Origin of the sequence: Pseudomonas sp. P129 (genome assembly GCF_020312195.1) — a bacterium.
In the GTDB taxonomy this organism is placed as follows: Bacteria; Pseudomonadota; Gammaproteobacteria; order Pseudomonadales; family Pseudomonadaceae; genus Aquipseudomonas; species Aquipseudomonas fragariae.
The window spans coordinates 845,010-870,834 of sequence record NZ_JAGPYS010000002.1; the positions used below are offsets into that span (position 1 = coordinate 845,010).

The 25,825-nt window shown below is 60.9% G+C and carries 22 protein-coding genes; 16 read left to right on the forward strand and 6 right to left on the reverse strand.

Annotated features, from left to right (window positions below; translation table 11 throughout):
* The first annotated feature begins 485 nt into the window (after positions 1–485).
* From KBY02_RS08895 to KBY02_RS08915, 5 genes are all read left to right on the forward strand, one after another.
* Positions 486–1,415, forward strand: a complete 930-nt coding sequence (locus KBY02_RS08895) for a helix-turn-helix domain-containing protein (protein ID WP_058399470.1) — start codon at positions 486–488, stop codon at positions 1,413–1,415.
* Positions 1,416–1,549: 134 nt separating this feature from the next.
* On the forward strand, positions 1,550–2,440 hold the full coding sequence (locus KBY02_RS08900; RefSeq protein WP_011267511.1) for an arginase family protein: 891 nt from the start codon (positions 1,550–1,552) through the stop codon (positions 2,438–2,440).
* Positions 2,441–2,636: 196 nt separating this feature from the next.
* Positions 2,637–3,983 (forward strand): LLM class flavin-dependent oxidoreductase, encoded by a 1,347-nt coding sequence (locus KBY02_RS08905; protein WP_024642892.1) that lies wholly within the window; start codon positions 2,637–2,639, stop codon positions 3,981–3,983.
* Entirely contained in the window at positions 3,980–4,939 is a 960-nt protein-coding gene (locus tag KBY02_RS08910) for a D-isomer specific 2-hydroxyacid dehydrogenase family protein (RefSeq protein WP_060405983.1), read from the forward strand. Before KBY02_RS08905 ends, KBY02_RS08910 begins: the two co-directional genes overlap by 4 nt.
* A 76-nt stretch (positions 4,940–5,015) precedes the next feature.
* A complete protein-coding gene (locus KBY02_RS08915; protein ID WP_225650196.1) occupies positions 5,016–5,990 on the forward strand; it encodes an aliphatic sulfonate ABC transporter substrate-binding protein in 975 nt (324 codons plus the stop codon).
* 60 nt (positions 5,991–6,050) lie between these two features.
* Here the strand turns inward: KBY02_RS08915 and KBY02_RS08920 are convergent, their stop codons facing one another.
* The 3 genes from KBY02_RS08920 to KBY02_RS08930 all read right to left on the reverse strand — a co-directional run bounded on the left by KBY02_RS08920 (position 6,051) and on the right by KBY02_RS08930 (position 9,587).
* Positions 6,051–7,586 carry an amidase gene (locus KBY02_RS08920; protein ID WP_032607967.1) on the reverse strand — a complete coding sequence of 512 codons (1,536 nt, stop codon included), beginning with the start codon at positions 7,584–7,586 and terminating at the stop codon, positions 6,051–6,053.
* A 223-nt stretch (positions 7,587–7,809) separates the two neighbouring features.
* Positions 7,810–8,442, reverse strand: coding sequence for an ANTAR domain-containing response regulator (locus tag KBY02_RS08925; protein WP_003407311.1), 633 nt, complete (start codon positions 8,440–8,442; stop codon positions 7,810–7,812).
* Positions 8,439–9,587 carry a transporter substrate-binding domain-containing protein gene (locus KBY02_RS08930; RefSeq protein WP_011267506.1) on the reverse strand — a complete coding sequence of 383 codons (1,149 nt, stop codon included), beginning with the start codon at positions 9,585–9,587 and terminating at the stop codon, positions 8,439–8,441. The genes KBY02_RS08925 and KBY02_RS08930 overlap by 4 nt, the downstream gene beginning before the upstream one ends.
* 728 nt (positions 9,588–10,315) lie before the next feature.
* Between KBY02_RS08930 and urtA the strand changes: the two genes are divergently transcribed.
* The 11 genes from urtA to KBY02_RS08985 all read left to right on the forward strand — a co-directional run bounded on the left by urtA (position 10,316) and on the right by KBY02_RS08985 (position 20,234).
* Positions 10,316–11,497, forward strand: coding sequence for an urea ABC transporter substrate-binding protein (gene urtA / locus KBY02_RS08935; RefSeq protein ID WP_011267505.1), 1,182 nt, complete (start codon positions 10,316–10,318; stop codon positions 11,495–11,497).
* A gap of 66 nt (positions 11,498–11,563) precedes the next feature.
* Entirely contained in the window at positions 11,564–12,466 is a 903-nt protein-coding gene (gene urtB, locus KBY02_RS08940) for an urea ABC transporter permease subunit UrtB (protein ID WP_003432973.1), read from the forward strand.
* A 1-nt stretch (position 12,467) separates the two neighbouring features.
* Positions 12,468–13,610, forward strand: coding sequence for an urea ABC transporter permease subunit UrtC (gene urtC / locus KBY02_RS08945; RefSeq protein ID WP_103359192.1), 1,143 nt, complete (start codon positions 12,468–12,470; stop codon positions 13,608–13,610).
* Positions 13,607–14,344, forward strand: a complete 738-nt coding sequence (urtD, locus tag KBY02_RS08950; protein WP_011267502.1) for an urea ABC transporter ATP-binding protein UrtD — start codon at positions 13,607–13,609, stop codon at positions 14,342–14,344. The genes urtC and urtD overlap by 4 nt, the downstream gene beginning before the upstream one ends.
* Positions 14,345–14,346: 2 nt before the next feature.
* Positions 14,347–15,036 carry an urea ABC transporter ATP-binding subunit UrtE gene (urtE, locus tag KBY02_RS08955; protein WP_060409723.1) on the forward strand — a complete coding sequence of 230 codons (690 nt, stop codon included), beginning with the start codon at positions 14,347–14,349 and terminating at the stop codon, positions 15,034–15,036.
* A 22-nt stretch (positions 15,037–15,058) separates the two neighbouring features.
* Positions 15,059–15,499, forward strand: coding sequence for an urease accessory protein UreE (ureE, locus tag KBY02_RS08960; RefSeq protein ID WP_225650199.1), 441 nt, complete (start codon positions 15,059–15,061; stop codon positions 15,497–15,499).
* A complete protein-coding gene (locus KBY02_RS08965) occupies positions 15,496–16,245 on the forward strand; it encodes an urease accessory protein UreF (protein WP_103359194.1) in 750 nt (249 codons plus the stop codon). The genes ureE and KBY02_RS08965 overlap by 4 nt, the downstream gene beginning before the upstream one ends.
* A 33-nt stretch (positions 16,246–16,278) precedes the next feature.
* Positions 16,279–16,974 carry an urease subunit beta gene (locus KBY02_RS08970; RefSeq protein ID WP_011267498.1) on the forward strand — a complete coding sequence of 232 codons (696 nt, stop codon included), beginning with the start codon at positions 16,279–16,281 and terminating at the stop codon, positions 16,972–16,974.
* Between the two features lie 3 nt (positions 16,975–16,977).
* A complete protein-coding gene (gene ureC / locus KBY02_RS08975) occupies positions 16,978–18,690 on the forward strand; it encodes an urease subunit alpha (protein ID WP_011267497.1) in 1,713 nt (570 codons plus the stop codon).
* Positions 18,691–18,717: 27 nt separating this feature from the next.
* Positions 18,718–19,380 carry an urease accessory protein UreG gene (gene ureG, locus KBY02_RS08980; RefSeq protein WP_054092276.1) on the forward strand — a complete coding sequence of 221 codons (663 nt, stop codon included), beginning with the start codon at positions 18,718–18,720 and terminating at the stop codon, positions 19,378–19,380.
* On the forward strand, positions 19,377–20,234 hold the full coding sequence (locus KBY02_RS08985; RefSeq protein ID WP_225650201.1) for an urease accessory protein UreD: 858 nt from the start codon (positions 19,377–19,379) through the stop codon (positions 20,232–20,234). The genes ureG and KBY02_RS08985 overlap by 4 nt, the downstream gene beginning before the upstream one ends.
* Before the next feature lie 41 nt (positions 20,235–20,275).
* On the opposite strand, the gene fabF is transcribed toward KBY02_RS08985, so the two are convergent.
* Genes fabF through KBY02_RS09000 form a run of 3 tightly spaced genes read right to left on the reverse strand, consistent with a single transcriptional unit; the run spans position 20,276 to position 25,787 of the window.
* Positions 20,276–21,565 (reverse strand): beta-ketoacyl-ACP synthase II, encoded by a 1,290-nt coding sequence (gene fabF / locus KBY02_RS08990; RefSeq protein WP_032626194.1) that lies wholly within the window; start codon positions 21,563–21,565, stop codon positions 20,276–20,278.
* A 2-nt stretch (positions 21,566–21,567) separates the two neighbouring features.
* The gene (locus tag KBY02_RS08995; RefSeq protein ID WP_225650203.1) at positions 21,568–24,687 is read right to left on the reverse strand and encodes an efflux RND transporter permease subunit; all 3,120 of its coding nucleotides are present in this window, start codon (positions 24,685–24,687) and stop codon (positions 21,568–21,570) included.
* Entirely contained in the window at positions 24,684–25,787 is a 1,104-nt protein-coding gene (locus KBY02_RS09000) for an efflux RND transporter periplasmic adaptor subunit (protein WP_060400715.1), read from the reverse strand. The genes KBY02_RS08995 and KBY02_RS09000 overlap by 4 nt, the downstream gene beginning before the upstream one ends.
* Positions 25,788–25,825 lie beyond the last annotated feature (38 nt).

Consider the following 25,825-nt stretch of genomic DNA (forward strand, 5'->3'; position numbering starts at 1 on the left):
CATAGCGCAAACTGCAGTTCATCAGCGTCGGATGGAATGACCGACTCCACTTGGCAGGTAGCTGTAGCATTAACATCGGCATCAAACGGAACAGCTTTAGGGCAACTGGTTCGCCACCACACACACAGACACCCCTTGGCCTGGCCGGTAGTCGGCTAAGCGCGCCTGGTACACCATTCCTTTACCTGCTTTGAACAACTCGCCGTCATCAGTAATAGAACCAGATGACAAGAATGACTGCGCCAGTCCAGCCCAGGGTCAGCAAGAAGGAAAGTCCAGCAAGACGCGGATCCATGGAACTCCTGTTCTGGAAGGCTTGGATAAGCAGAGCGCAGCATACGTAGGCCTATATCGGCCGGATCACCGACATATCAATTATTTTCGTCACACTGGAGCACTGTAGACGCAGGGGTCTTGCTCTGGATCAACGTCTGATAACCTTGAAGCCTATCACTTCGTGAAAGACGCTCTTCGCAGAGGCAGACATGGCCATGATTTTCCCAGTCGAACCACTACGACCCGAGGATCGTTTCGACGCCTGGCAGGAGGTTGTGAGTTCGACGTATGGCCTGGTCGCCAGCCAGCCCCTGAACGAAGCGCCGTTTGACGGCAGACTGAACGTCAGGGGTCAGGGTAGCGTTACTTTCACCCGGATCCAGTCATCCCCCCTGCATTACCGGCGCTTGCAGCAAGACAGGGAAAGCGATCACTTCCTCCTCACGCTCTCTTTGTGTCCCGACGCGCTTGTCGTGCAGAACGACAGGGAGTCCCGGCAAGGCGCTGGCGATATCGTCCTTTACGATAGCGCACAGCCTTACGCATGCCGTTACCCCGAAGGGGACGATCAGATTGTCCTGACGGTGCCCCGCAAGCTGTTGCTGCAACACATCCCCAGTGCCGAACGACTGGTGTGCCGGACGCTGGATGGCCATTCGGCATTGGGTCGTGTTGCCGCCGTCGTGTTGACCGAAGCCTGGAACGCAGAGGGTTTATCGGACCCGCTGAGCGAACGACTCAATGCATCACTGCTGGACGTACTGTCTACCGCCTTCGACTCGGTGTTTGGCGACACCGATATCCGACGTCAGTCTCATCAAATGCAGCAACTGCAGCGCATCAAGCAGTTCCTGCTGAATAATCTGCCCGACACAGGGCTGACGGCCGAAAACATTGCCTTGGCGACTCATGTCTCCCCACGCACACTCAATCGACTGTTCGCACAGGAAGGCACTACGGCCATTCGCTGGCTCTGGCAGCAAAGGCTTTCGGCGTGCCATGACGCACTGCTCAAACGCCACGTTCGCCGGGTCAGCGACGCTGCGCTGAATTTCGGCTTCACCAACCTCTCGCATTTCAGTCGAGCCTTCAAAAACGCTTATGGCATTCCTCCCCAGCAGTTGCTGGAGCCACGATAAGACGACTGGCGTCTTCGGCACAGCGATTGACCGTTCAGGCAAAGCACGCCGCATCCGGGTCGATCAGTATCACCGCCCTACTGACGGCGCTTTCTGCGCGCCGTGCCAATGAACGGTGATGAAGGAAAACCTCGATGACGACCCACCCCGATAAGACCCTGCGCCTGATCTTTCCCCAGTGGCAGGGCGGCAACAACGCACCTTATCATTTTGGCGCACAACTGCTGGCGTGGCTGGCACCGGACACGTCAGGGCCTGTCGAGCACGTGGCCGTAACCGAACCCGATGATCAACCACTTGAACTGGAAAACGGCATTATCGCCCGCCATGCGTTGCTCGCGCAGCTTGACCTTGCACGGCAACTGATCGACCGGCATCAGCCGGATCGGCTGGTGGTTCTGGGTGGCGACTGTCTGGTCGACCTCGCGCCATTCGCCTACCTGAATGAACGTTACGACGGTGACCTTGCGGTGCTGTGGGTCGACGCTCATCCGGACGTCATGACACCCAGAGACTTCCAGCATGCGCATGCGATGGTCATGGGCAATCTGCTGGGCGAAGGTGACAAGGATTTCGTCGACGCGGTGAAACGCCCTGTCAAGCCGGCCAATGTGATGTATGCAGGCCTGCAGGAGACCCTCGAGGTAGAAACCGCGTTCATCAAACGTCTCCGGCTGCGCAGTGCCGGTGCCCAGGCGCTGGCCCACTCCAGCGAGCCGGTGCTGCAGTGGCTTGAGGACATCGGGGCAAGGCACCTGGCGATCCATCTAGACCTGGACGTGCTGGACCCGGCACTGTTTCGTTCTCTGCTGTTTGCCCAACCCGGTGTCCCGGCCAGTGACTTTGAAGGCGTTGCTCAGGGCAAGATGACTATCGAGCAGGTCGTCCGCTTGCTGACAGACGTCGCCAGCGTCGTGGACGTGGTCGGACTTGGCATTGCCGAACACCTGCCATGGGATGCTCTGGCGTTGAAGAACATGCTGATGAAACTGCCGCTGCTCGGCGACCGGGCTGCCAACCCATGAGTCTTACTCCTGAATCAGCGGATAAAATTCAATTTATGCATACTCATCACATAAATAATTATTTAATTTAATAATAAACCTATAACAAAAAAGAATTTCACGGCGGTTTTTTATAGGCATACCGTGACCCCATTACCGACCCCTTTCGCCAGGCGGAGGTGAATCTACCTTCTTCATCACGTCCGGGGCACACTCCATGAGTAGACGACAACACCTTAAACTTGGCGCCATGGTCCACGGGGTCGGCCATGGCTGGGGCGAATGGCGCCACCCGCAAGCGCTGGCCAATGCCAGTGTTGATTTAGGTTTTTATCAGCAACAGACCCATCTGGCAGAAGCGGCCCGCTTCGACTTTGTGTTTATTGCCGACAGCCTGCACATTCACGAGAAATCCAGCCCGCACTACCTGAATCGCTTCGAACCCTTGACCATTCTGTCCGCACTCGCAGCCACCACCCGGCACATCGGCCTGGTAGCAACGGTCACGGTCAGTTACACCGAGCCGTTCCAGGTCGCTCGCCAGTTTGCCTCGCTGGATCACATCAGCGGCGGCCGGGCTGGCTGGAACGTGGTGACGTCGTGGCTCAGTGGCACCGCCGATAACTTCAGCAAGGGCGAACACCCGCCACATGCGGTGCGCTACCGCATCGCCAAGGAGCATATCGACGTGGTCAAGGGCCTTTGGGATTCCTGGGAAGACGACGCTTTCGCCTACGACAAGCAGAAAGGCGAGTTCTTCACGCCAGGCAAACTGCACGCGCTGAACCACAAGGGCGAATTTTTCTCGGTGAAAGGCCCGCTCAACATCGCCCGGTCGAAGCAGGGTCAGCCGGTGATTTTTCAGGCAGGCACTTCCGAGGCCGGGCGTAACTTCGCCGCTCAGAACTCGGATGCGATCTTTGTTCACGCCGAGAGCTTCGATGAGGCACGCGCCTATTATCAGGACCTGAAACAACGGGCTGGCGGCTTTGGCCGCGATCCGCACGCGCTGTCGATTCTGCCGGGCATTCGCCCGATTGTCGGGCGTGATGAGGCCGAAGTGGAGAGCCGCTATCGCCAGGCCGTGGATCTGGTGACGATCGAAGATGCCATCGTCGCCCTTGGCCGACCGTTCAATGATCATGACTTCAGCCAGTACCCCCTGGACGAACCCTTCCCGGAACTGGGCGATCTGGGCTCCAACAGCCAGAAAGGCGGTTCGGACCGGATCAAGCAACTGGCCAGAGATGAAGGCCTGAGCCTGCGTCAAGTCGCCCTGCGCTTCTCCCTGCCCCGCCGCGACTTCGTCGGCACGCCGGAACAGGTTGCCGACGCGATACAGACATGGTTCGAAGCAGGGGCGGCCGATGGCTTCATCATCAACAGCGTTCTGCCCGATGGTTTGCAGTACTTCACTGAACAGGTGGTGCCGGTGCTGCAGCAGCGCGGCCTGTTCCGTACCGAATACACTGGCAATACGCTGCGTGACAATCTCGGTCTTGAAGTGCCGGCCAATCGTTATGCAAAGGCTGTCGCCCATCAATCGGACGAGGCTGTGGCATGACCCGACTCGTGATAGCCAGCCAACTGGATAATGACTTCAATCAGGTCATCCGCGAGCGGCTTGCAGTGACCCATCCAGAAGCCAGGGTCATCGGCGTACCGGCCGGCGTGCCGAGCGACCTGCCTGCCGAGGTCAGCATTCTGCTGGCGCGCCCTATCAATGTGCATGGTTATGAAGCCCCTGCCTCGCCGCCTCCGGGCTGGCCTTATGGCCTGAAATGGATTCAGGTGGTGTCTTCGGGCATCGACTTCTATCCTGGCTGGCTGTTCGACGGCCCGCCGGTCAGCACCTCGCGGGGCAGCGCGGCAGAAAACATTGCCGAGTTCTCGTTGGCCGCCATTTTCGCTGCTGCCAAACACCTGCCGGACATCTGGGTGCATGACTCGCAATGGAATTTCACTGCACTGACGCCACTCAAGGGCACTACGCTCGGAATTCTCGGCTTCGGCGCCATCGGTAGCAGCCTGGCCGGTAAAGCGCTGGCACTGGGCATCAACGTCGTGGCATTGCGGCAGAGCCAGACACCGTTCGAGGTTGATGGCGTCGAAAGTGCACGCGACATTCACGAGCTTTTTTCCCGCGCCGACCATCTGGTGCTGGCCGCACCGTTGACACCTGCCACACGGCACATCGTCAACGCTGACGTACTGGACAGCGCCAAACCCGGCCTGCACCTGATCAACATCGCCCGTGGTGGGCTGCTTGATCATGAGGCGCTGCTCAATGCACTGGACCGGGGAAACATTGGCCTCGCGTCGCTGGACGTCACCGAACCCGAGCCCCTGCCGGACGGTCATCCCCTGTATGCACACCCCAGAATACGCCTGTCCCCCCACACCTCGGCGATCTCCAGCAACAGCCGCCACGAAATAGCCGACAGCTTTCTGGCCAACCTTGACCGTTTCCTCAGCGGGCAGGCCTTGCAGAATCAGGCTGATCACCAGCGTGGCTACTGACGAAAATCATCGCCATTGCGCTGCGTGGGGATACCACTCCTGACACTCAGTGCCACCTTCAAATACCGAGCGTGCCATGCCCAAACCGATAAAACACACACAAACCGGCTATCGCCGTGCGCTGCTGGCAGGTCTGCTCGCGGGGTTGGCCCTGTGCATCACCCTTCCCGCCGAAGCACAGGAAACGCTGCGAATCGGTTACCAGAAGTCGTCGACGCTGATCACGCTGCTGAAAACACAGGGCACTCTGGAAAAAGCCCTCGCCGCACAGCACGTTGCGGTGACCTGGCATGAGTTTCCGAGTGGCCTGCCACTGCTGGAGGCCTTGAATGTCGGCAACGTGGACATCAGCGCGGATGTGGCGGACACCGTACCGATCTTCGCTCAGGCGGCACAGGCCCGGCTGACCTACTTTGCCCAGGAAGCGGCCTCGCCTTCCGCGCAGGCAATCATCGTCCACAAAAACTCGCCCGTGCGGCAGCTATCGGATCTGAAAGGCAAAAAGGTCGCGGTCACCAAGGCGGCGGGTTCTCACTACCTGCTGATCGCGGCATTGAAAAAGGCCGGTCTGGCATTTTCCGATATTCAGCCCGCCTATCTGTCGCCCGCCGACGGCCGCGCAGCCTTCGAGAACAACAAGGTTGACGCCTGGGTCACCTGGGAACCCTTCCTGACCAGCGCCCAACGGCAATTACCAACGCGCACTCTGGCTGACGGCAAAGGGCTGGCCAGTTACAAGCGCTATTACCTGACCGGCACCGGCTATGCCAAGGAACACCCACAAGTGCTCAGCGTGGTTTACGAGCAGTTGCACAAGGCAGGCATCTGGCTCAAGGCCAATCCACGCGAAGCAGCGCAGGTACTAAGCCCTTTGTGGGGCAATCTGGATATCGAAACGGTTGAAATCGCCAACAGCAACCGGGCTTATCAGATCCAGCCAGTCACGCACGATCAACTGGACGAACAACAGCATATCGCCGACGCCTTCTTCGCTGCCGGGCTGCTGCCCAAGGCGGTGGATGCGCAGGATGTGGAGGTCTGGAAGCCTTGAGGGATGAAGGGGCACACCCGCTCGCATGGAGCGAGCATGCCCCTCGATCAGTCTCCGGACTCAAACCCCTGGTGGCGTGGGAAACGCTCCGCGGGCGGTTTCATAAGCCTGCGCGACACGCAACGCCAGGGCATCCTTGAAGCGCGGCGCGACGATCATCATGGCGACCGGCAGGCCCTCGGCCAGACCAGCCGGGACTGACGTGGCCGGGTGGCCGGTCAGGTCGAACGGTGCGGTGTTGGCCAGCATGTTCAACGCGCTGTGCACGTACTCTTCAATCGGCGCGTCGGCGGCGGTCAGTGTGGTGGCCACGAACGGCATGGTCGGCATTACCAGCACGTCGAATTGCTTGAAGGCTTCATCGTATTGGCGGGTGAGTTCCGGCACCAGCATCCGCGCCTTGGCGTAGTACGCACCGTGCAGGTTTTTCAGGCTGTAATGCCCGGTCAGCGCCACGGCACGCACGCTGCTGGATAACGCATCGGCGTGTTCGCGACGCTTGGCGCCGAAGTAACTCATGATCTCGGGGTCGTAATAGCCGTCGACATTCATGCCATAACCGTTGCCTTGCAACATCTGGTAGGCCGCGCCATCGGTGGCGATGACATTCCACATGTCCAGCGCCACTCCGCGGTGCCACGGCGCACTGGCGTCACCGACCGTCGCACCGAGACTTTCCAGTTGCGCCACGGCAGCACGAACCAGTGCGTCGACCTGCGGCTCGGACATGCCGGGAATCGCGAAGCCTTCACGCAGCAGGCCTATTTTCAGGCCTGCAACGCCTTGATCGAGGGTCGCGACGCAGCTGACGGCTGGCGGGTTTTTCTGTCTTGAATCGAGCCCGTCGGCGCCAGCGATCACATCGAGCATAATCGCGCAGTCACGCACGTTATTGGCCATCGGGCCGACATGGTCGATGGTCCGTTCAATCGGGAAGGCGCCGGTGTAAGGCACCAGGCTGTAGGTGGGTTTGTGTCCGACGATGCCGCTCCAGGCCGACGGCATGCGAATCGACCCACCCTGATCGCCACCGATGGCCATGTCCACTTCCTGCAGGGCGACCAGCACGGCGCTGCCGCTGGATGAACCACCTGCGTTGCGGGTCAGGTCCCAGGGGTTTTTCACCGCGCCGGTGGCCGAGGTAAAACTGGCTCCGGAGAAACACAGGTCTTCGCACACCGACTTGCCAATCACCGTCGCACCGGCGGCCAGCAGGCGCTTGACCACCGTGGCGTCTTCGGACGGCACGTAACCATCAAGGCTCAGCGAGCCATTGGCCATGGGCACACCGGCCACCGATACGTTGTCCTTGATGACCACCGTTCTGCCTGCCAGCGGGCCACTGGCAGCACCGGCAATGTGGGTCTTGACGTACCAGGCCCCGTACAGGTTCTCGGCCGCAGCCGGTTTGCTGTGTTCGCGCAACGGCGCCGGCTGGGCGACATGGGCAGCGTATAAGGCATCGATGGCTTCGTAGGAACCCAGAGTTTCGTCTGCGAGACTCAGGAACGACTCCATCTGACTGTCTGACAGGTCGTAGCCATGGTCCTGGGCGGCAATCAGAAAGTCGGCTTTGCTGGGGCGTTTTACGGACATGGTGTTCTCCAGATAACGGTAAGGACAGCCCGGGTTCAGGCAGTCATTGACTGGAGCCGCCTGCGCAGGGCGCGCACAGGCCTGGGCTCGATCCGGAGGACGTCGTTGTCCACGCCGGTCGCCACGCGGTGTTCCATACCTGCCGGTTCAGGGCGTATGGCAACCGTCCGCGCAGAAGAGGATCAGGCGCGGCGCCCGACACTCGAAGCTTGTCTGCAACCTGTCAGGAACAGGCTTGTTGAAACAATTCATGGGCCTTGACCAGCGCCTCGGCGATTTTTTCCACCGGTTCGCGCTTGGCCATGGCCTGATCACGCAGCGCGTTATAGGCATCCGTTTCAGACAGGCCCTTGGTTTCCATCAGGATGATCTTGGCCTGCTGCACGGTGCGCATCACCGCCATGCGCCCTTCCAGGCGCTTGACGTGCTTTTCCCGCTCCCGCGTCTTGCGGGCCTGACTGAGGGTGATGGCCAGAGCGGTCAGCAGGCCGAACGAGCGGACTGGCGACGGAATCACCGAGCAGGCGTTGAGCTGCACCAGCGCCTCGACAATGATCGGGTTTTCATAGGCGATCACCGGAATGATCGGTGGCGTCGAGTGGTGCAGCAGCCAGGGCGTATTGGTCGACAGGCTCTCCGGCGATACCGCCAGTACGATCACATCAGCCTCGCTGTGCAGACGCTCGGGGATCGGCCACTGCACCCGCACCTGACACCCGATGCGCTGCAACTGAGCGATCAGGTTGCGACCGTCTTCGTCATCGGGATGCATCACCAGCACGCTGATATCGCGCAGGTCCTTGATGCCGCCTGCGCTGTCGTTGCGCAAACGTTTCTTGGCGGCACGCAGGGTCATGGACGCCTCCCGGTCAGGCTGGACCAGCCATTGAAGTCAGGCGCCACCGCATAAGGGTCGGGCTTCAGCGCTTTCTGACTCTCGTAAAGGATGTCGAACTGCCCATCGGCATTGGCACGGCCGATCCGCGAGTACAGGTAGGTATGGTGGTTGTGTTCATCGATACGCACCCGTCCCTGCGGCGCGTCGTATTCCAGACCGCGCATGGTCTGCAAAACACTCTCCACGTCGGTACTGCCTGCGCGGGCGATCGCCTTGGCCAGCAGATGGACCTGAAAGTAAGCGGCCTCCCAGCAGCGGTCGGTCACCTGATGCTGGCCAAACATTTCCCGGTACCGGGCGATGCACTGGCGATTGAGCGGCGTGTCGATCGACTGGAAATAGGTCGCGGCCGAAATGTGCCCGGTGCCCAGATGGACGCCCATCTGCTGAATATCGGTTTCGCTGGTGGTAACACTGGCGATCGGCATGACCGCTGGGTCGAAACCGGCATCGGCGTAGGCCTGATACAGGTGCGCCATGGTGTCGCCGACCACTGTCGAAAAGATGAACGAGGGTTTCAGCTCTCTGGCCTTGACCATGAGCCTGGCGAAGTCCTCTGCCCTGGCGTTTTTCAGTGGCAAGTAGTATTCACCCAGCTTGCTGCCACCCCGCTCGTAAAGCAGGTCGCTCATCAACCGGTTGGTTTCGTAGGGATAGACGTACTCCGAGCCGATCATCAGCACGCGACTGCCGAAGTGATCGAACATGTAGCTGCCCAGTGGCACCGCGTTGTGGTTCGGCGTGGCGCCGGTGTAGATGATGTTGCGCGAATACTCGAAGCCCTCGTAGTACACCGGATAAAGCAGCAAAGCGTTGTAACGTTCGACGACAGGCAATACGGCCTTGCGTGCCGCCGAGGTGTAGCAACCGAAGAAAAACCGCAGGTTCTCTTCGCGAATCAGCGATTCGACATGCATGGCAAACAGCGCAGGCGTGGAATCCGGATTGCGGGTGATCAGTTCCAGAGAACGGCCATTCACGCCCCCGGCGGCATTGATCTGATGAATTGCAAACTGTGCGCCGCGCATTGTTGAACACTCACCGGCAGCGGTGACGCCGGTATTGGAAAACAGACCTCCTATACGGATCGACGGGTCAGTCATGCCTATAAACCTTTCACGTGAGATGAGACGCCCGCAGGTGGCCGGGAGCCTGAAAAGAAGACTGAGCGAATAACCGTGGATTCAACGGTGGCTCTCAGGCGGTTGTGCCTGGGGCTGGCGTGACGGCAGTGTCAGGACCAGTCGTGCGAGGGGCCTTCCACACCTGCCGAGAATGGGCGTGTGGCAAGAGACCCTGCGAGGGTGTCGGGCAGGCTCATGCAGGGAGCGGGCCATGCGTGACGAGGCGCGTCGGGGAGAAGCGAATTCGTTGGCGAAGAAGGCCGTGCATTCGTGAGGTCCAGGTCGCCTCGAACAGTGCCTTCGCGAACAGGTTCGCTCCTGCAAAAGCACAATATCTCAGTCTATGCATGAGTACATATCGCGAGAAAAAAGGGTCTTCTGCATCACGCTTTTGGTGCGTAGGAGCCCTGTTCGCGCCAAAGCGGCGCATGTCGGTTTGTGCGTGCAATTAATGCAGGGGGGCTCTGCCTGAGGGTTTCGAAACGCGCGCCAAGAGCCGTTTCGCCAGTTGGCATTGCCCTTGCTAAGTTCACCCTGAGACATCGCGCCAGCTGTTTGCCCTACGCCCCTCTTGGCAAGTAGGGAGACACCTCGCGTACGACTGGATCGGACGCAGTTGTCCCGCCAGATTCGGCACAAAAGCCTGACCTCCCGCCCATTGATTTGGCCGGGACGTCGGGCTTTTTTCATTCCTGGGAGATAAGTGAATGCACAACGACAAACGCCGTTTGATCAAGCATGCTCTGTTGCTGGGCGCGATCAGCCTGCTGCCGTTTGCCCTGATCGGTCAGGCGCAGGCGGACGAGGCCGTGAAAGTCGGCATCATCCACTCGCTGACCGGCACCATGGCCATCAGTGAAGCCTCGGTGGTCGACGCGGAAAAACTCGCCATCGAAGAGATCAACGCCAGTGGCGGCGTGATGGGCAAGACCATCGAGCCGATCGTCGAAGACGGTGCCAGCGACTGGCCGACCTTCGCCGAGAAGGCGCGCAAGCTGCTGGAAAACGACCACGTCGCGGTCACCTTTGGCGCGTTCACCTCGGCCTCGCGCAAAGCGGTGCTGCCGGTCTTCGAGCGCAACAAGGGCCTGCTCTACTACCCGACCTTCTATGAAGGGCTGGAGAAATCCCCAGCCATTATCTACACCGGCGCCGAGGCCTCGCAGCAGACCCTGGCAGCCGTTACCTGGCTGATGGCCAACAAGGGCAAGAGCGTCTATCTGGTCGGTTCCGACTACATCTGGCCACGCACCACCAATAAGCTGGCGCGGGCATCGGTGACCAAACAGGGCGGCTCCATCGTCGGCGAAGACTATCTGCCGCTGGGCGCCATCGAGTTTTCCTCGGTGATCAACAAGATCAAGGCGGCCAAGCCGGACATCGTGCTGTCGACCATCGTCGGCGGCTCCAACGTAGCGTTCTACAAACAGCTCAAGGCCGCGGGTATCGACAGCAGTAACCAGACGCTGATGGGGCTGGCGATCACCGAAGAGGAAGTCACCGGCATCGGTGCGGAAAACCTCGTCGGCTTCCTGACCTGCATGAGCTATTTCCAGAGCCTGAAAAACCCGGTCAACGAGAAATTCGTCCAGGCCTTCAAAACACGCTATGGGCAGCAGCGCGTGGTCGGTGACCCGATGGCAGCGGCGTATACCGCGGTATACCTGTGGAAAAAGGCCGTCGAGAAAGCAGGCAGTTTCGAGGTGCCGAAAGTGATCGCCGCATCCTCGGAAATGACCCTCGATGCGCCTGAAGGCGAGATCAAGGTGCACAAGGACAACCACCACCTGTGGAAGCGTGCGCGAATCGGCACCCTCAATGCGCAGGGCCAGGTCGACGTGATCTACGAGTCGGCACCGATCGAGCCCAACCCCTTTCCGAAACTCTGATTCCGGCCCGGGCGCGATCCGCTTCGCGCCCGCTTTCGTCAATGTGCAGCAACAGGTAGCGACGGCATGACTCTCGATACGCTGGTAATGCAAGTCTTCAGCGGGTTCTCGCTGTTTTCCGTGCTGGTGCTGATGGCACTCGGGCTGACCATCGTGTTCGGCCTGATGGGCGTGATCAACATGGCGCACGGCGAACTGATGGCGATGGGCTCATACATGACCTACGTCACCTCCGTGGTGTTTCAGCGCTACTTTCCCGAGCTCATGGGCTGGTATTTCATCATCGGCATCGGGATGGCCTTTGTGGTGACCTTTGCCTTCGGTCTACTGCTGGAACGCTGCTTCATCCGCTTCATGTACAACCGGCCGCTCGACACCCTGCTGGCGACCTGGGGGCTGTCTCTGGTCCTGCAGCAGCTGTTCCGCCAGGTCTTCGGCCCCAAGGAAGTCAGCGTGCCCACCGTGCAGTGGTTGCAGGGCGCATGGAAAATCAGCGACGGGCTGGAGCTGCCCCTCAACCGGATTTTCATCATCGGTCTGACCTTCGTGATAGCCGCTGCGGTGTTCCTGTTTCTCTACCGCAGCCGCTGGGGCCTGCGCATTCGCGCCGTGACCCAGAACCGCGCCATGGCAGGTGCAGCCGGGATCAACACTGCGCGGGTCGACTCGGTGACCTTCGCGCTGGGCTGTGGCCTTGCGGGCATTGCCGGCAGTTCGTTCACCATGCTTGCGTCCACCGGCCCGGTCAGCGGTCAGCAGTACCTGGTGGACACCTTTATCGTCGTCGTGTTCGGCGGCGTGGAAAGCCTGCTGGGCACCTTCCTTTCGGCGTTCGCCATCGGCCAGACCCAGGTTTCGCTGGAATACCTGACCACCGGTTCCATGGCCAAGGCGATCACCCTGCTGGTGGTCATCGTGCTGCTGTTCTTCCGCCCCAACGGCCTGTTCGCCACGAAAGTGAGACGTTGAGATGAATGACATGACTGAAAAGCCGACGCTGCGGCCGCAGGCCTCGGTGTCCGGCGCCGGCAAGCCAGCGGGTGGCTGGTTGACGCTGATCGAGCGCTACAGCCTGATCTGGCTGTCGCTGCTGTTGCTGGTGGCATTGCCGCTGATACTGGGGGATTTTCGCCTCGGTCTGGCCGGCAAATACCTGAGCCTGGCGTTCTGCGCAGTGGGCATGGTGATGATCTGGGGCTACGGCGGCATCCTCAGCCTCGGCCAGGGGATCTTCTTCGGCCTGGGCAGTTACATGATGGCGATGTACCTCAAACTCGAAGCCACCGCCACGGACGAAGCGGCCAGCGCCCTCGCCGCGTTCTACGGTTCGGCACTGCCGGACTTCATGATCTGGAACAGCGTCGAAGCCCTGCCCTGGTGGTGGAAGCCGTTCGAGTCGGCGACCTTTACCCTGGCCGCGATCCTGATCCTGCCTGCACTGCTGGCGTTTCTGTTCAGTTATGCCTACTTCAAAAAACGCGTGGGCGGCGTGTACTTCTCGATCATTACCCTGTCACTGGCCTCGATCATGTCGATCATGATCATCGGCCAACAGGGCTACACCGGCGGCGTCAATGGCCTGACCGATTTCAAGACGGCCTTCGGCCTGAGCCTGCAGACGCCCCAGACACCCTGGATTCTCTACCTGATCACCACACTGTTGCTGCTGGCCAGCGTCGCGATGTGCGGCTTCATCCTGCGCAGCCGTCTGGGCAAGGTGATCGTGGCGATCCGTGATCGTGAGGACCGGGTGCGTTTCTCGGGCTACAACACTGCGCTGTTCAAGGCCTTCATTTTTGCCGTGGCCGCGCTGATTTCCGCGCTGGGCGGGGTGATGTTCACCTTGCAGGTCGGTCTGGCGTCGCCCTCGCTGGTGGGCATCATTCCGTCTACCGAAATCGTCATCTATGCCGCACTGGGTGGGCGCCTGTCGCTGGTGGGGGCAGTGTACGGCACGCTGTTGATCGGTACGGCAAAAACCTGGCTGTCGGAAAACTTCGTCAGTTTCTGGCAGTACTTCATCGGTTTCCTGTTCATGGCCGTGGTGCTGTTCCTGCCCACCGGGCTGGCCGGGCTGCTGCAGCGCCTGAGCAACAAGGAGACGCAGTCATGAGTGCAATGTTACTGAGTGTCGAAGACCTGACCGTTTCATTCGACGGTTTCAAGGCGGTCGACAACCTCAATTTCTATGTCGAGGAAAACCAGGTGCATGTGGTGATCGGGCCCAATGGCGCGGGCAAGACCACCCTGCTCGACATGATTTGCGGCAAGACCCGCCCGAGTGCCGGCAGCATCCGTTTCAAGGACCTGCAACTGGCCAACATGATCGAGTACCAGATCACCCGCGCTGGCGTGGGCCGCAAGTTTCAGAACCCGTCGGTCTACGAAGACCTCACCGTGCGCGAAAACCTCGATATTTCCTCGCCGGACAAGCGCGGCATCTTCAACTGCCTGTTCGCCGGAAAGAACGCAGCGCTTAACGCCGAAATCGAGCAGACCGCCGAAATGATCTTTCTCAAGGACCAGTTAGGACGCAAGGCCGGGCTGTTGTCTCACGGCCAGAAACAGTGGCTGGAGATCGGCATGCTGCTGATGCAGCGCCCGGAACTGCTGCTGCTCGACGAGCCCGTCGCCGGCATGAGCGCAGGTGAGCGGGAGAAAACCGCTGGCCTGCTCAAGCTCATCGCCAAGGGTCGCGCGATGGTGATCATCGAGCACGACATGGAGTTCGTGAAATCGGTGGCCGACAAGGTCACCGTCCTGCATCAGGGCAAGACCCTGGCCTACGGCTCGATGGATCAGGTGCAGAACGATCCTCGCGTCATTGACGTCTACCTGGGGCACTGAACATGCTGAATGTCTCTCACCTCAATGTGTATTACGGCGACAGCCACGTGTTGCGTGACCTCAGCCTGGAGCTGGCGGCAGGCGAGTCACTCGCGGTCATGGGCCGCAACGGCATGGGCAAGACCACCCTGCTCAGAAGCCTGGTCGGCATGCTGCCGACGCGCAGCGGCAGCATCACCCTGGCCGGGCAGGAACTGACCGCCAGCAAGAGCTACGAGCGGGTCGCCGCCGGAGTTGGCTTCGTGCCCCAGGGGCGGATGATCTTTCCCTACCTGAGCGTCGAGGAAAACATTCTGACCGGCATGCAGGGCGCGCCCGCTGCGCCGATTCCCGACTACATCTTCGAATACTTCCCGGTGCTGTTCGAGATGCGCCGACGCAAGGGTGGCAACCTGTCCGGCGGCCAGCAGCAACAGCTGGCCATCGCCCGCGCGCTGGTCTCCAACCCCAAGGTGTTGATCCTCGATGAGCCCACCGAAGGCATCCAGCCTTCGATCATCAAGGACATCGCCAAAGCCCTCAACCTGCTGAAAAAGGAACGCGGGTTTTCGTTGATTGTTTCCGAGCAGGTGCTGTCGTTCGCCATGGCGGTGGCAGACCGCTACCTGATCATCGAAAAAGGCGAGTTCGTCCACAGCGAGGTCCGCGAAACCGTCGACCGCGAGCGCATCCTGCGCTACCTGACAATCTGAACAACGCACAGGAGCCATCGTGATGCTGATACTCGACCGCATTCTGGGCCAGGCCAGCGACCCTGCCCTCGCCGACCGCCTGCATGACCTGAGCCACGCCGGTCAGGTGGAAACCCTGAGCCTGTCCGGCAGTGACATCCAGCGTCATCGCCTGCGCCTGGCCAGCGACCGCGGCACCGACTGCGCGATCCGCCTGGAACGTCACCAACACCTGCGCAACGGCTCGGTGCTGATGCTCGACAGTCAACGCGCCATCGTCGTGCAAATGCAGGATCAGGAATATCTCGACCTGCAGCCGCGCGATGCGGCCGCCGCGCTGGAACTGGGTTATTTCGCCGGCAACATGCACTGGGCGGTGCGTTTTGCCGGAGACACCTTGCAGATCCCGCTCAATGGCCCGGAAGCTGACTACCTCGAGCGTCTGGCGCCCATGCTCGCGGACGGCCGGGTGCAGCGCGCATGAACGCTTCGAGCAGCCTCTTGCTGGCACTGCAACAGGCCGACAGTTTCTTCCCCGGCGGCGCAGTGGCGTGGTCGTGGGGTCTGGAAACGCTGGTGGCCGACGGGCATCTCGGTCACGGAGAAATAGTCGCGCCGCGACGCCGACAACGACAACGACAACGACAACGAACTGTTCGCCATAACCGCAGTGCCGAAGTGCATGGCTTCGTCGAGGGCCAGTTGCGCCATCGCTGGAACAGTTTTGATCGAGTGTTTCTGCTCGCCGCCTGGCACGCGGCTGATGACCTGCCGACGTTGATGGCTCTGGACGCCCGGATCGAAGCGCTGACCCTGGCCGAGGAACTGCGCCAGGGCTCACGACGTGTCGGCCAGGCATTGCTGGGCGTGCATGTCGCGCTGGGCACATCGGGCGCGGCGTCCTATCAGCAGCAGATTCTGACAGGCAACACACCGGGCCATCTGCCCGTGGTGCAGGGCCTGCTCTGGAATCACCTCGGCATGCACCGCGATCACTGCCAGCTGGCTGCCGCGCACGCTTTGTGTACCGGGCTGGTCAGCGCCGCCGTGCGGCTCGGGGTCATGGGCCACATCGATGCGCAACGGGTGCTGACCGATATTCAACCGCTGATCACCGAACTGCTGGCGCAGGAGCCGCCTGAGCCGGACGACGCGTGCGGCTTCACACCCATGGGAGAAATCGCCGTGATGCGCCACGAAACCCAGGACCTGCGTCTGTTTGCCAATTGACCGGCCTTCTACTGACAGCTCTGGAGCCCCCTCATGTTGTTGACCCCGACCGAACTTGAACGACTCACGCTGTACACCGCCGCCGAGCTGTCACGCAAACGCCGCAGCAAGGGCCTGCGCCTGAACTTCCCGGAGGCCTCAGCACTGATCGCAGACGAAATCCTCGAAGGCGCGCGTGAAGGTCGCAGCGTCGCCGAGCTGATCGGTTTCGGCTCAACGATCCTCAACACCGATGACGTGATGCCAGGGGTCGCCGACCTGCTGCCGGTGCTGCAGGTCGAGGGCACGTTTCCGGACGGCACCAAACTGGTCACTGTGCATCAACCAATCCGCCCGGGCCAACTGCCGCTGGCAGTCATGCCCACACCGGGGGAGATTCTTGCACCTGACGGCGATATCCACCTGAACGGCGACCGACCGACCGCCACCCTGCGCGCGATCAATACCGGCGACCGGCCAGTGCAGATCGGCAGTCACTATCACTTTTTCGAGGTCAACAAGGCGCTGGATTTCCCGCGTGAACGTGCCTTCGGCATGCACCTGGATATTCCCGCAGGCACGGCCGTGCGCTTCGAACCCGGCGAGCTGCGCGAAGTGCAACTGGTGCAGTTTGGCGGAACTGGCGACATCCACGGCTTCAGTGGCCTGACCAATGGCAACCTGCACGATCCGGCCTGCAAGCTCGCAGCGCTGGAGCGTGCCCGCGCCCAATTCTTCAAAGGAGCCTGAGGCATGGCAACGATGACGCGCAAGGAATACGCCGCCATGTACGGCCCCACGACTGGCGATGCCGTGCGCCTGGGCGACACCTCGCTGCTGGCCGAAGTCGAGTTCGACCACTCGGTACCCGGTGATGAGTGCCTGCACGGCGGTGGCAAGACGCTGCGTGACGGCATGGGCCTGATGCCCGGGCATGACAGCGTTGACGGCGCCCTCGATATGCTGATCTGCAACGCGCTGATCATCGACCCGGTGATCGGCATCGTCAAAGGCGACATCGGTATCAAGGACGGCAAGATCGTGGCCATTGGCAAGGCCGGCAACCCGCAGATCATGGACGGCGTACACCCGCAACTGATCTGCGGCGTCGCCACGACCGTACGCGATGCCGAGGGTCTGATCGTCACCCCCGGCGGCATCGACGTGCACGTGCATTTCGACTCTGCGCAACTCTGCGATCACGCGCTGGCGGCAGGCCTGACCACACTGATCGGCGGCTCGCTGGGGCCGATCACGGTCGGCATCGATTGTGGCGGGGAGTGGAACGTCGGCAAGATGCTGCAAGCCGCCGAGGCCTGGCCGATCAACTTCGGTTTTCTGGGACGCGGCAATTCCAGCAAGCCCGAATCGCTGCTCGGGCAACTGCGTGGCGGTTGCCTGGGGCTGAAGATTCACGAGGACTGGGGCGCCATGCCAGCGGTGATCGACACCTGCCTGAAAGTCGCCGACGAATACGACTTTCAGGTGCAGTTGCACACCGACACGCTCAATGAATCCGGGTTTCTCGAAGACACGCTGGCGGCCATCGGCGACCGCACCATCCACATGTACCACACCGAAGGTGCAGGTGGCGGGCATGCGCCGGACATCATCAGCGTCGCCGGCAAAAGCAACTGCATCCCCTCCTCGACCAACCCGACCAACCCCTACACCGTGAATACATTCGACGAGCACCTGGACATGATCATGGTCTGTCACCACCTCAATCCGGATGTGCCGGAAGACGTGGCGTTCGCCGAATCGCGGGTGCGCCCGCAGACCATTGCCGCCGAGGACATCCTGCACGACACCGGCGCCATTTCGATCCTGGGCTCCGACAGTCAGGGCATGGGCCGTATCAACGAGGTGATCTGCCGGACCTGGCAACTGGCGTCAAAAATGAAAGACCAGCGCGGTCGCCTGCCGGAAGAAACCACGGCACTGGGCGACAACGAACGGATCAAGCGTTACATCGCCAAATACACCATCAATGCCGCGCGGGTATTCGGCATCGACAGCTACATCGGCTCTCTGGAGCCCGGCAAGCTGGCCGATCTGGTGCTCTGGCGGCCGGCCTTCTTCGGCATCAAGCCGGAACTGGTGGTCAAGGGTGGCTTCATCGTGCACGCCGTAATGGGTGATTCCGCCGCCTCGCTGTACACCTGCGAACCCTTGGTGATGCGCCCGCAATGGGGCGCGTTTGGCGAGGCCAAACAGGCGCTGTCGGTCAACTTCGTCAATCGTCTTGCCGTCGAAGCCGACACCGCCACGCGCCTGGGGCTCAAGAAGCAACTGCTGCCCGCGTTCGGCACTCGCACCCTGCGCAAGTCCGACATGCTGCACAACGATGCCTGCCCGGATATCCGCGTCGACCCGCAGACTTTCGATGTGTACGCCGACGGCGAGCGCCTGCACTGCGAGCCGGTCAGCGAAGTGCCACTTGCGCAGCGCTACATGCTGCGTTGAAACCCACCCCGCAGAGGAAACCCGACAATGAGCCTGCCCTTGAACGCATCTGCCCCGCACACCGATGCCCAACCCCATCCCGGCGCTGCTCGCGTGGGCATCGGCGGCCCGGTGGGCTCGGGCAAGACCCGCCTGCTGGAACAATTGATTCCGCGCTTCATCGCGCGTGGTACCGAGCTGGCGATCATCACCAATGACCTTGCGACCCGTGAAGATGCCGAGCGTGTGCAGCGCAGCGGGCTGATCGACCCGCAGCGGGTTCGTGCGGTGGAAACCGGTGCCTGCCCGCACACCGCCATTCGCGAAGACCCGACCCTCAACCTGCAAATGGCCGATGAGCTGGAAGCGCGCTTCGGTAATCTTGATCTGGTGCTGATCGAATCGGGCGGCGACAACCTGGCCTCGACCTTTTCGCTGGATCTGGTGGACTACTGGATTTTCGTCATCGATGTCGCAGGCGGCGACGATATCCCGCGCAAACGCGGCCCCGGCGTTTTGAGCTGCGACCTGCTGGTGGTCAATAAATACGACCTGGCACCCTATGTGGGCGTCGACCTGCCGCGCATGCGGCGCGAGTCAGCGCAAGCGCGCAACGGGCAGCCGGTGCTGTTTACCAACTGCAACACCGGCGAAGGCGTCGACGCGGTGGTGGACGCGATAAGCCGTGCCGTGTTGTTCGACCGCACATGAACGCCCATCAATCGTCACTGCCCGCACAGACGAAAAGCACGGCACATATCGCCTTCAGCAAAGCGCCTTCCGGGGCCAGTTATGTGTCTCGTCAGGAGGTCGGCTACCCCTTCCATCTGGGGCGTACCCTGACCCTGCCGCAGGACCCGCCCGGCATGGCGGCGGTCTACCTGCAATCGTGCTCGGGAGGCCTGTTCGCCGGGGAACAACTGCACCTGCATCTGCACGCGGGGCCAGGTACACAAGTGCACGTCAGCACCGGCGCTGCGACGGTCGCGCACAGCATGCTAGAACAATCGGCGCGGCAGACCGTGACGCTGGTCGCCGAAGCCGATGCGCTGCTGGAGTACCTGCCGATGGCGACCATTCTGTTTCCACAGACACGACTGCACAGCCGGGTGGACGTGACATTGCACCCCGGCGCACGGGTGCTGCTGTGTGATGCATTCTGCCTGCATACACCTCTAGGCAGCGAAGGACTGCCCGACTTTTACCGCGCCGATCTGCAGGTCTACAGCCCGGCCGGAAAACTGTTGGCCGGTGACCGACTGGCAATGACCGGCGCAGACCTGCAACGCCGACTGCCCGGCGTAAGCGGACAACGGCAAGCCTTGGCAACGTTCATGCTGGTGGGTCAGGGTTTACCGGTAGAGGATTTGAAACGGACGTTACGCGAAACGTTACGGGACGTTGCCGATAGCTACCAGGGCGTCAGCGCACTGCCGAACGATTGCGGCGTGTCCGTACGCGTGATGAGCGCCGATGCAGTGGCGTTGCGTAATGCGCTGCATCTGGCCTGGGCGTGCGTTCGGCAGCAATTGACAGGACTTGCGCCGCGGGTGCGGCGCAAGTGAGCAGCCAGGCCGTTGCAGAGCACTTTCCAGGCTCAAACGACTTACAACTTGCCTTCCCAGCGCCGAAAGAGAACGCTGGCATTGACCCCGCCAAATCCGAAGCCGTTTGAAAGGGCATGAACGATTGGGGTCTCTCGGGCGACCATGGCCACCAGGTCAAGCCCTTCAGCAGCCTCGTCCGGGTGCGTGAGGTTCAATGTGGGTGGCACGATTTGATCTCTTAGTGCCAGCACTGTGAACACTGCTTCGATTCCGCCGGCAGCGCCCAGCAAATGTCCGGTGGCCGATTTCGTCGAGCTGATGGCAACGCCTGATCGAGTGCCGACCAATGAGCGAATAGCAGCCAGTTCCCCCTTGTCACCGACAGGTGTGGAAGTGGCGTGAGCATTGATATGCTGCACCTCATCGGCCCTAGTGCCACCTTGATGCAGTGCCTGCTCCATGGCCCTGCGCGCACCGCGACCGTCTTCCGGCCCGGCCGTCAGGTGATAGGCATCCGCACTGGTGCCATAGCCAGTCAGCTCCGCAAGCGGCGTCGCGCCCCGCGCCAGGGCATGCTCCAGTGATTCAATGACCAGCAGGCCCGCGCCTTCAGCCATGACGAAACCGTCACGGTCCCGGTCAAACGGGCGTGAAGCCTCTTGCGGTCGACCCGCAAAGCTCGTGGAAAGCGCACGGGCCGCAGCAAAGCATCCCAGGGTGACGCGATCGATGGCGGCCTCGGCACCACCGCAGATTGCAATGTCGGCCTCACCGCTTCTGATCAACCGCGCTGCGTCGCCAATGGCTTGCACGCCGGCTGCACAGGCAGTCACGGGGGCGCCCAGCGGCCCTTTGAAACCATAACGGATGGAAATCTGTCCAGCCGCCATGTTCGCCAGAAAGGAAGGAGCAGTGAATGGCGACAGCCTTCGAGGTCCACGGGTATCCGTGACACGCACAGCGTCGGCAATGGCACCAAAACCGCCAACCCCCGAAGCAATGACGGTCGCCGTGCGCTGTTGTTGCACTTCAGAGTCAGGATGCCAACCCGCCTGCGCGAGCGCTTCATGAGCAGCAACGAGTGCGAACTCGATGAAGCGGTCCATTTTCTTGCGCTCCTTCATCGGGATCACGCTGTCCGGGGCGTACCCGGCAACCGGGTCTTCTCCAAGGGTCGGCACCTGACCTGCGACTGAAACACCGGTGCCATCACTGACGCTGCCCGGCAGCAAGCCAATGCCCGAGCGGCCACCCAACAATCTGTGCCAGACCTTTTCGACTCCGCATCCCAAGGGACTGACTATGCCGCAACCCGTTACGACAATCCGCTTTTGGCCATATTGATTCATGATCAGATTCTCTTCATCTCTGTGCCAGTTGAGGCATGACTGCTGGAATTTCGGGGTAGCGATCCTCTGTCCGGACGGATTTTGAACCAGATCGAATACATCGCTGGCAGGAAGACCAGCGTCATGACAGTCCCGCCGAGAGTGCCTCCGATCAGCGTGTAGGCAAGCGTGCCCCAGAACACCGAATGGGTCAGAGGAATGAACGCCAGGATCGCCGCCAGTGCCGTGAGCAGCACCGGGCGTGCGCGCTGTACGGTCGCTTCAACCACCGCATGAAACGGATCGAGCCCTTGCTTTTCGTTATGGTCGATTTGCCCGATCAGGATCAAGGTATTGCGCATCAGAATGCCGGACAGCGCGATCAGCCCGACCAGGGCGTTGATACCGAACGGCTGATTGAACAGAAGCAGTGTCGGTACAACACCGATTAACCCGAGCGGCGCGGTGAAAAACACCATCATCATCGCCGACATCGAACGCACTTGAAGGATGATGATCAGCAAGGTGACGGCAATCATGATCGGAAACAGCGGCGCCAATGCCACAGTGGCCTTTGCCGACTCCTCTATCGATCCGGCCTGCTCGATCCGATAGCCCTGCGGAAGACTGTCGATGATCGGCTGCAGTGCTTTCATGATCCCGACGGAGACATCCGGCGGTTGCAGATCTTGCGCAATATCACCGCGCACGGTGATGGTCGGCACACGATCTCTACGGCGCAGAATCGGGTCTTCCATGCGCACTTCGACCACTCCGGCCTGCGACAAAGGAATACGCTGACCGGCAGCCCCCACCAGCGTAAAACCCTCAATCTTCGCAGGGTCCAGGCGGATGTCACCTGCCGCCCTGCCCATCACGTCCACTGAACGGATATCTTCGCGGACAGACGTGACAGGGATACCTGAGAGCAGGAACTGCAATTGCCGGGCAACTGCGCTCGAGGTCAGCCCGACGGCCTGCAAACGGTCCTGATCCAGAGAGAAGTGCAGCGTGGGCACTCGTGTACCCCAATCGCTGTTGACGGTACGCATCATCGGACTCGCCGCCATCACGGTTTCGACCCGCGCGGCGATCTCGCGCAATGTGTCAGGGGCTGGCCCGCTCACGCGATACGCCACGGGAAACGGTGAGTAAGGACCGAACACGAGCTGTGTGACCCGGACCCGGGCTTCAGGTGCAAGCCCGTCAGCAACAGCCTGACGAATCCGCAGCTTGAGCGCCTCACGTGCTTCCTGGCTTTCAGTCAGTACAACGATCTTTGCAAACGACGGGTCGGGCAGCTCCGGCGCCATTGCCAGATAAAAGCGTGGCGAGCCCTGGCCGATGTAGGACGTGACGATCTTCGCGGCATCCTGCTTGTGCAGCCACGCCTCGACCTTGGCGGTAGTGGCGCTGGTCTGCTCGATGGACGTGCCATAGGGCATCTGCACTTCGATCAGTACTTCCGGGCGATCGGAGGTCGGGAAGAATTGTTTCTTGACTGCCCCCATTCCGAGAATCGCCACCACAAATGCAGCGATCACCGCACCCGCCACCCACCACTTCCTGGCAATGACATGGGCCAGAGCCCGTCTGAAACGATTGTAATGCGCCGTGTCGTAGATGGCAGCGTGTCCGCCTTCAACCGGCTTGATTCCCGGCAGCATCTTCACCCCCAGATAAGGTGTGAAGACCACTGCAACTATCCATGAGGCAATCAAGGCGATGCCGACAATCCAGAACATGTTGCTGGTGTACTCGCCGGCAGTCGACTGCGCAAAGCCATTGGGCATGAAGCCGACAGCGGTCACCAGGGTACCGGCAAGCATGGGCGCCGCTGTGTGGCTCCAGGCATAGGCTGACGCCTTGATCCGGTCGTAGCCCTCCTCCATCTTCACCACCATCATTTCGATGGCAATGATTGCGTCGTCCACCAACAGGCCCAGCGCCAGGATCAGTGATCCCAGGGTAATACGATCGAAGTTCTTGCCCGTCGCTTCCATCACGACGAAGACAATGGCCAGCGTCAGCGGTACGGCTGCAGCGACCACCACACCGACTCGCCAGCCCATGCTGAGAAAGCACACCAGCATCACCACAAGCAAGGCGACGAAGAATTTGATCATGAACTCGTCAACGGCCGAACCGATGTTCACCGACTGGTCAGTGACTTTTGAAAGCGTCACTCCCAATGGCATGCCTTGGTTGATGCTGACCGTTTCTGCGTCCAGCGCCTTGCCCAGGTCCAGACCGTTCCAACCGTCGCGCATCACGATGCCCAGCAACAGGGCCGGCTCACCCTGATTGCGGACCAGAAAGGTCGCGGGGTCTTCATAGCCGCGCTCCACTGTCGCCACATCCTGAAGCTTCAGCGTTTTACCCCGCGCCACAATCGGCGTGTTGCGGATGTTCTCAAGCGTGTCGAAGGCACCGTCAAGACGCAGAAACACCTGCGGTCCGCTGGTTTCAATCGAACCGGCAGGCGTCAGGACGTTCTGGTCGTTGAGCGCCGAAAAAATGTCCTGAGGAGCGATACCCAACGTTGCCAGCCGCTCATGGGAGAACGACACGAAAATTCGTTCGGCTTGCTCGCCGATGATATTGATCTTCTTCACGCCCGGCACATGCAGCAGACGCTGGCGCAGTGACTCGGCATCGCGTACCAGCAGTCGCTGCGGCTCACCTTTGGCTTTCAACGCAAACAGCGCAAAGGTCACATCCGAGAATTCATCATTGACCATCGGACCAATGACCCCTGCGGGCAATGACTTCGCGGCATCACTGAGTTTCTTGCGCGCCTGATAAAACTCTTCCTGCACCTGAGAAGGTGGCGTCTTGTCTTGGAATGAAACCATAGTGAATGCCAGACCTGGCCGGGTGTAGGTCTCGCTACGGTCGTACCACTTCAATTCCTGCATACGTTTTTCAAGCGGCTCGGCGACCTGATCCTGCATCTCCTGAGCGGTTGCGCCAGGCCACGCAGAAATAACGGTCATTTGCTTGACGGTGAAAGGCGGATCTTCCGCACGCCCCAGTTTGAAAAATGAAAGCGTACCGGCCACGCCGATCAAAATAATCAGAAACAGCGTGATGGCGCGTTCGCGAACGGCCAGTGCAGAAAGGTTGAAGCGTCCCGGATTCATGGTTGCGCCTCAGCGGTGATACCACCCTGCTGCACGCGCACTTGCTCACCGTCGTGAAGTAAATGCGTGCCCAATGCCACGACCTGCTCACCGGCCTCGAGACCACCACTCACGTTTGCCGAATCGTCACTCACACCCAGCAGCTGTACGGCGCGCCAGGTGACTTGTGCAGGCGTACCTGCAATGACCCAGACACCTGGGCCTCGACCGGGGTCATGCAGAGCGGCAATGGGTATCGCCAGCGACTGCCGGGCAGGCTTGCCAGCGGCGATATCGAGGGACACCGTTGACCCCAGAGGCGCACTGACGTTTGAGCCTTCAAGCACATACCTGGCTTCAAACGTACGCGTCAGCGGGTCTGCGGCGTCAGAGAGCAGCCGCAACCTTGCCGGTATGACGCGCGCACTGTCGCCATACAGTCTGGCCTCAGCCCGATCACCCATCGCCGGCCGCAAGGTTTCAGGCAGATGGACAATGGCTTCGCGTGGCCCGGCCTTTGCCAGCCTGACCACGGGCTGGCCTGCGCTGACGACCTGCCCAGGCTCGACCAAAGTGTCGACCACCACGCCGTCGGCGTCCGCCAGTAAGACGGCGTACCCGCTTGCGTTACGTGCCACGCTGGCCTGCGCTTGTGCAGCATTCAGTTCTGCCTTGGCGGTGTCGGCCAGGGATTTGATCCTGTCGTAAGCGGAAGCGGATATCGCACCAGCGACGACCAGGTCACGGTTGCGCGCTTCGTCATCGGCGGTCTGCCTGGCGCGCGCCACAGCAGCGGCAACCGCCTGCTGTTGGGCCTGAGCCTGAAGACCAAGGTCAACGGGATCCAGGCGCATCAGCGGCTCACCGCGCTTGACGGTCTGGCCGGTATCAACCAGGCGCTCGAGCACCTTCCCGGAAACCCGAAACCCCAGTTCGCTCTGAACCCGAGCGACCACAACCCCGGTGAATGAACGGGAGGCTTGATCAGCATTTGCAACGGTGGCCGCCCTTACCAGAGGCGGCTGGGTACGTGGATCGCGCCCCCCGGACGACTCGCTGCACGCAGCCAGGAAGAGAGGCAATAACAACAAGACGGTAGTGTTGGGTCTGGACAGGAGCATGGGATCCCTTACTTGAAATCAAGTGAGCAGGGAAACGA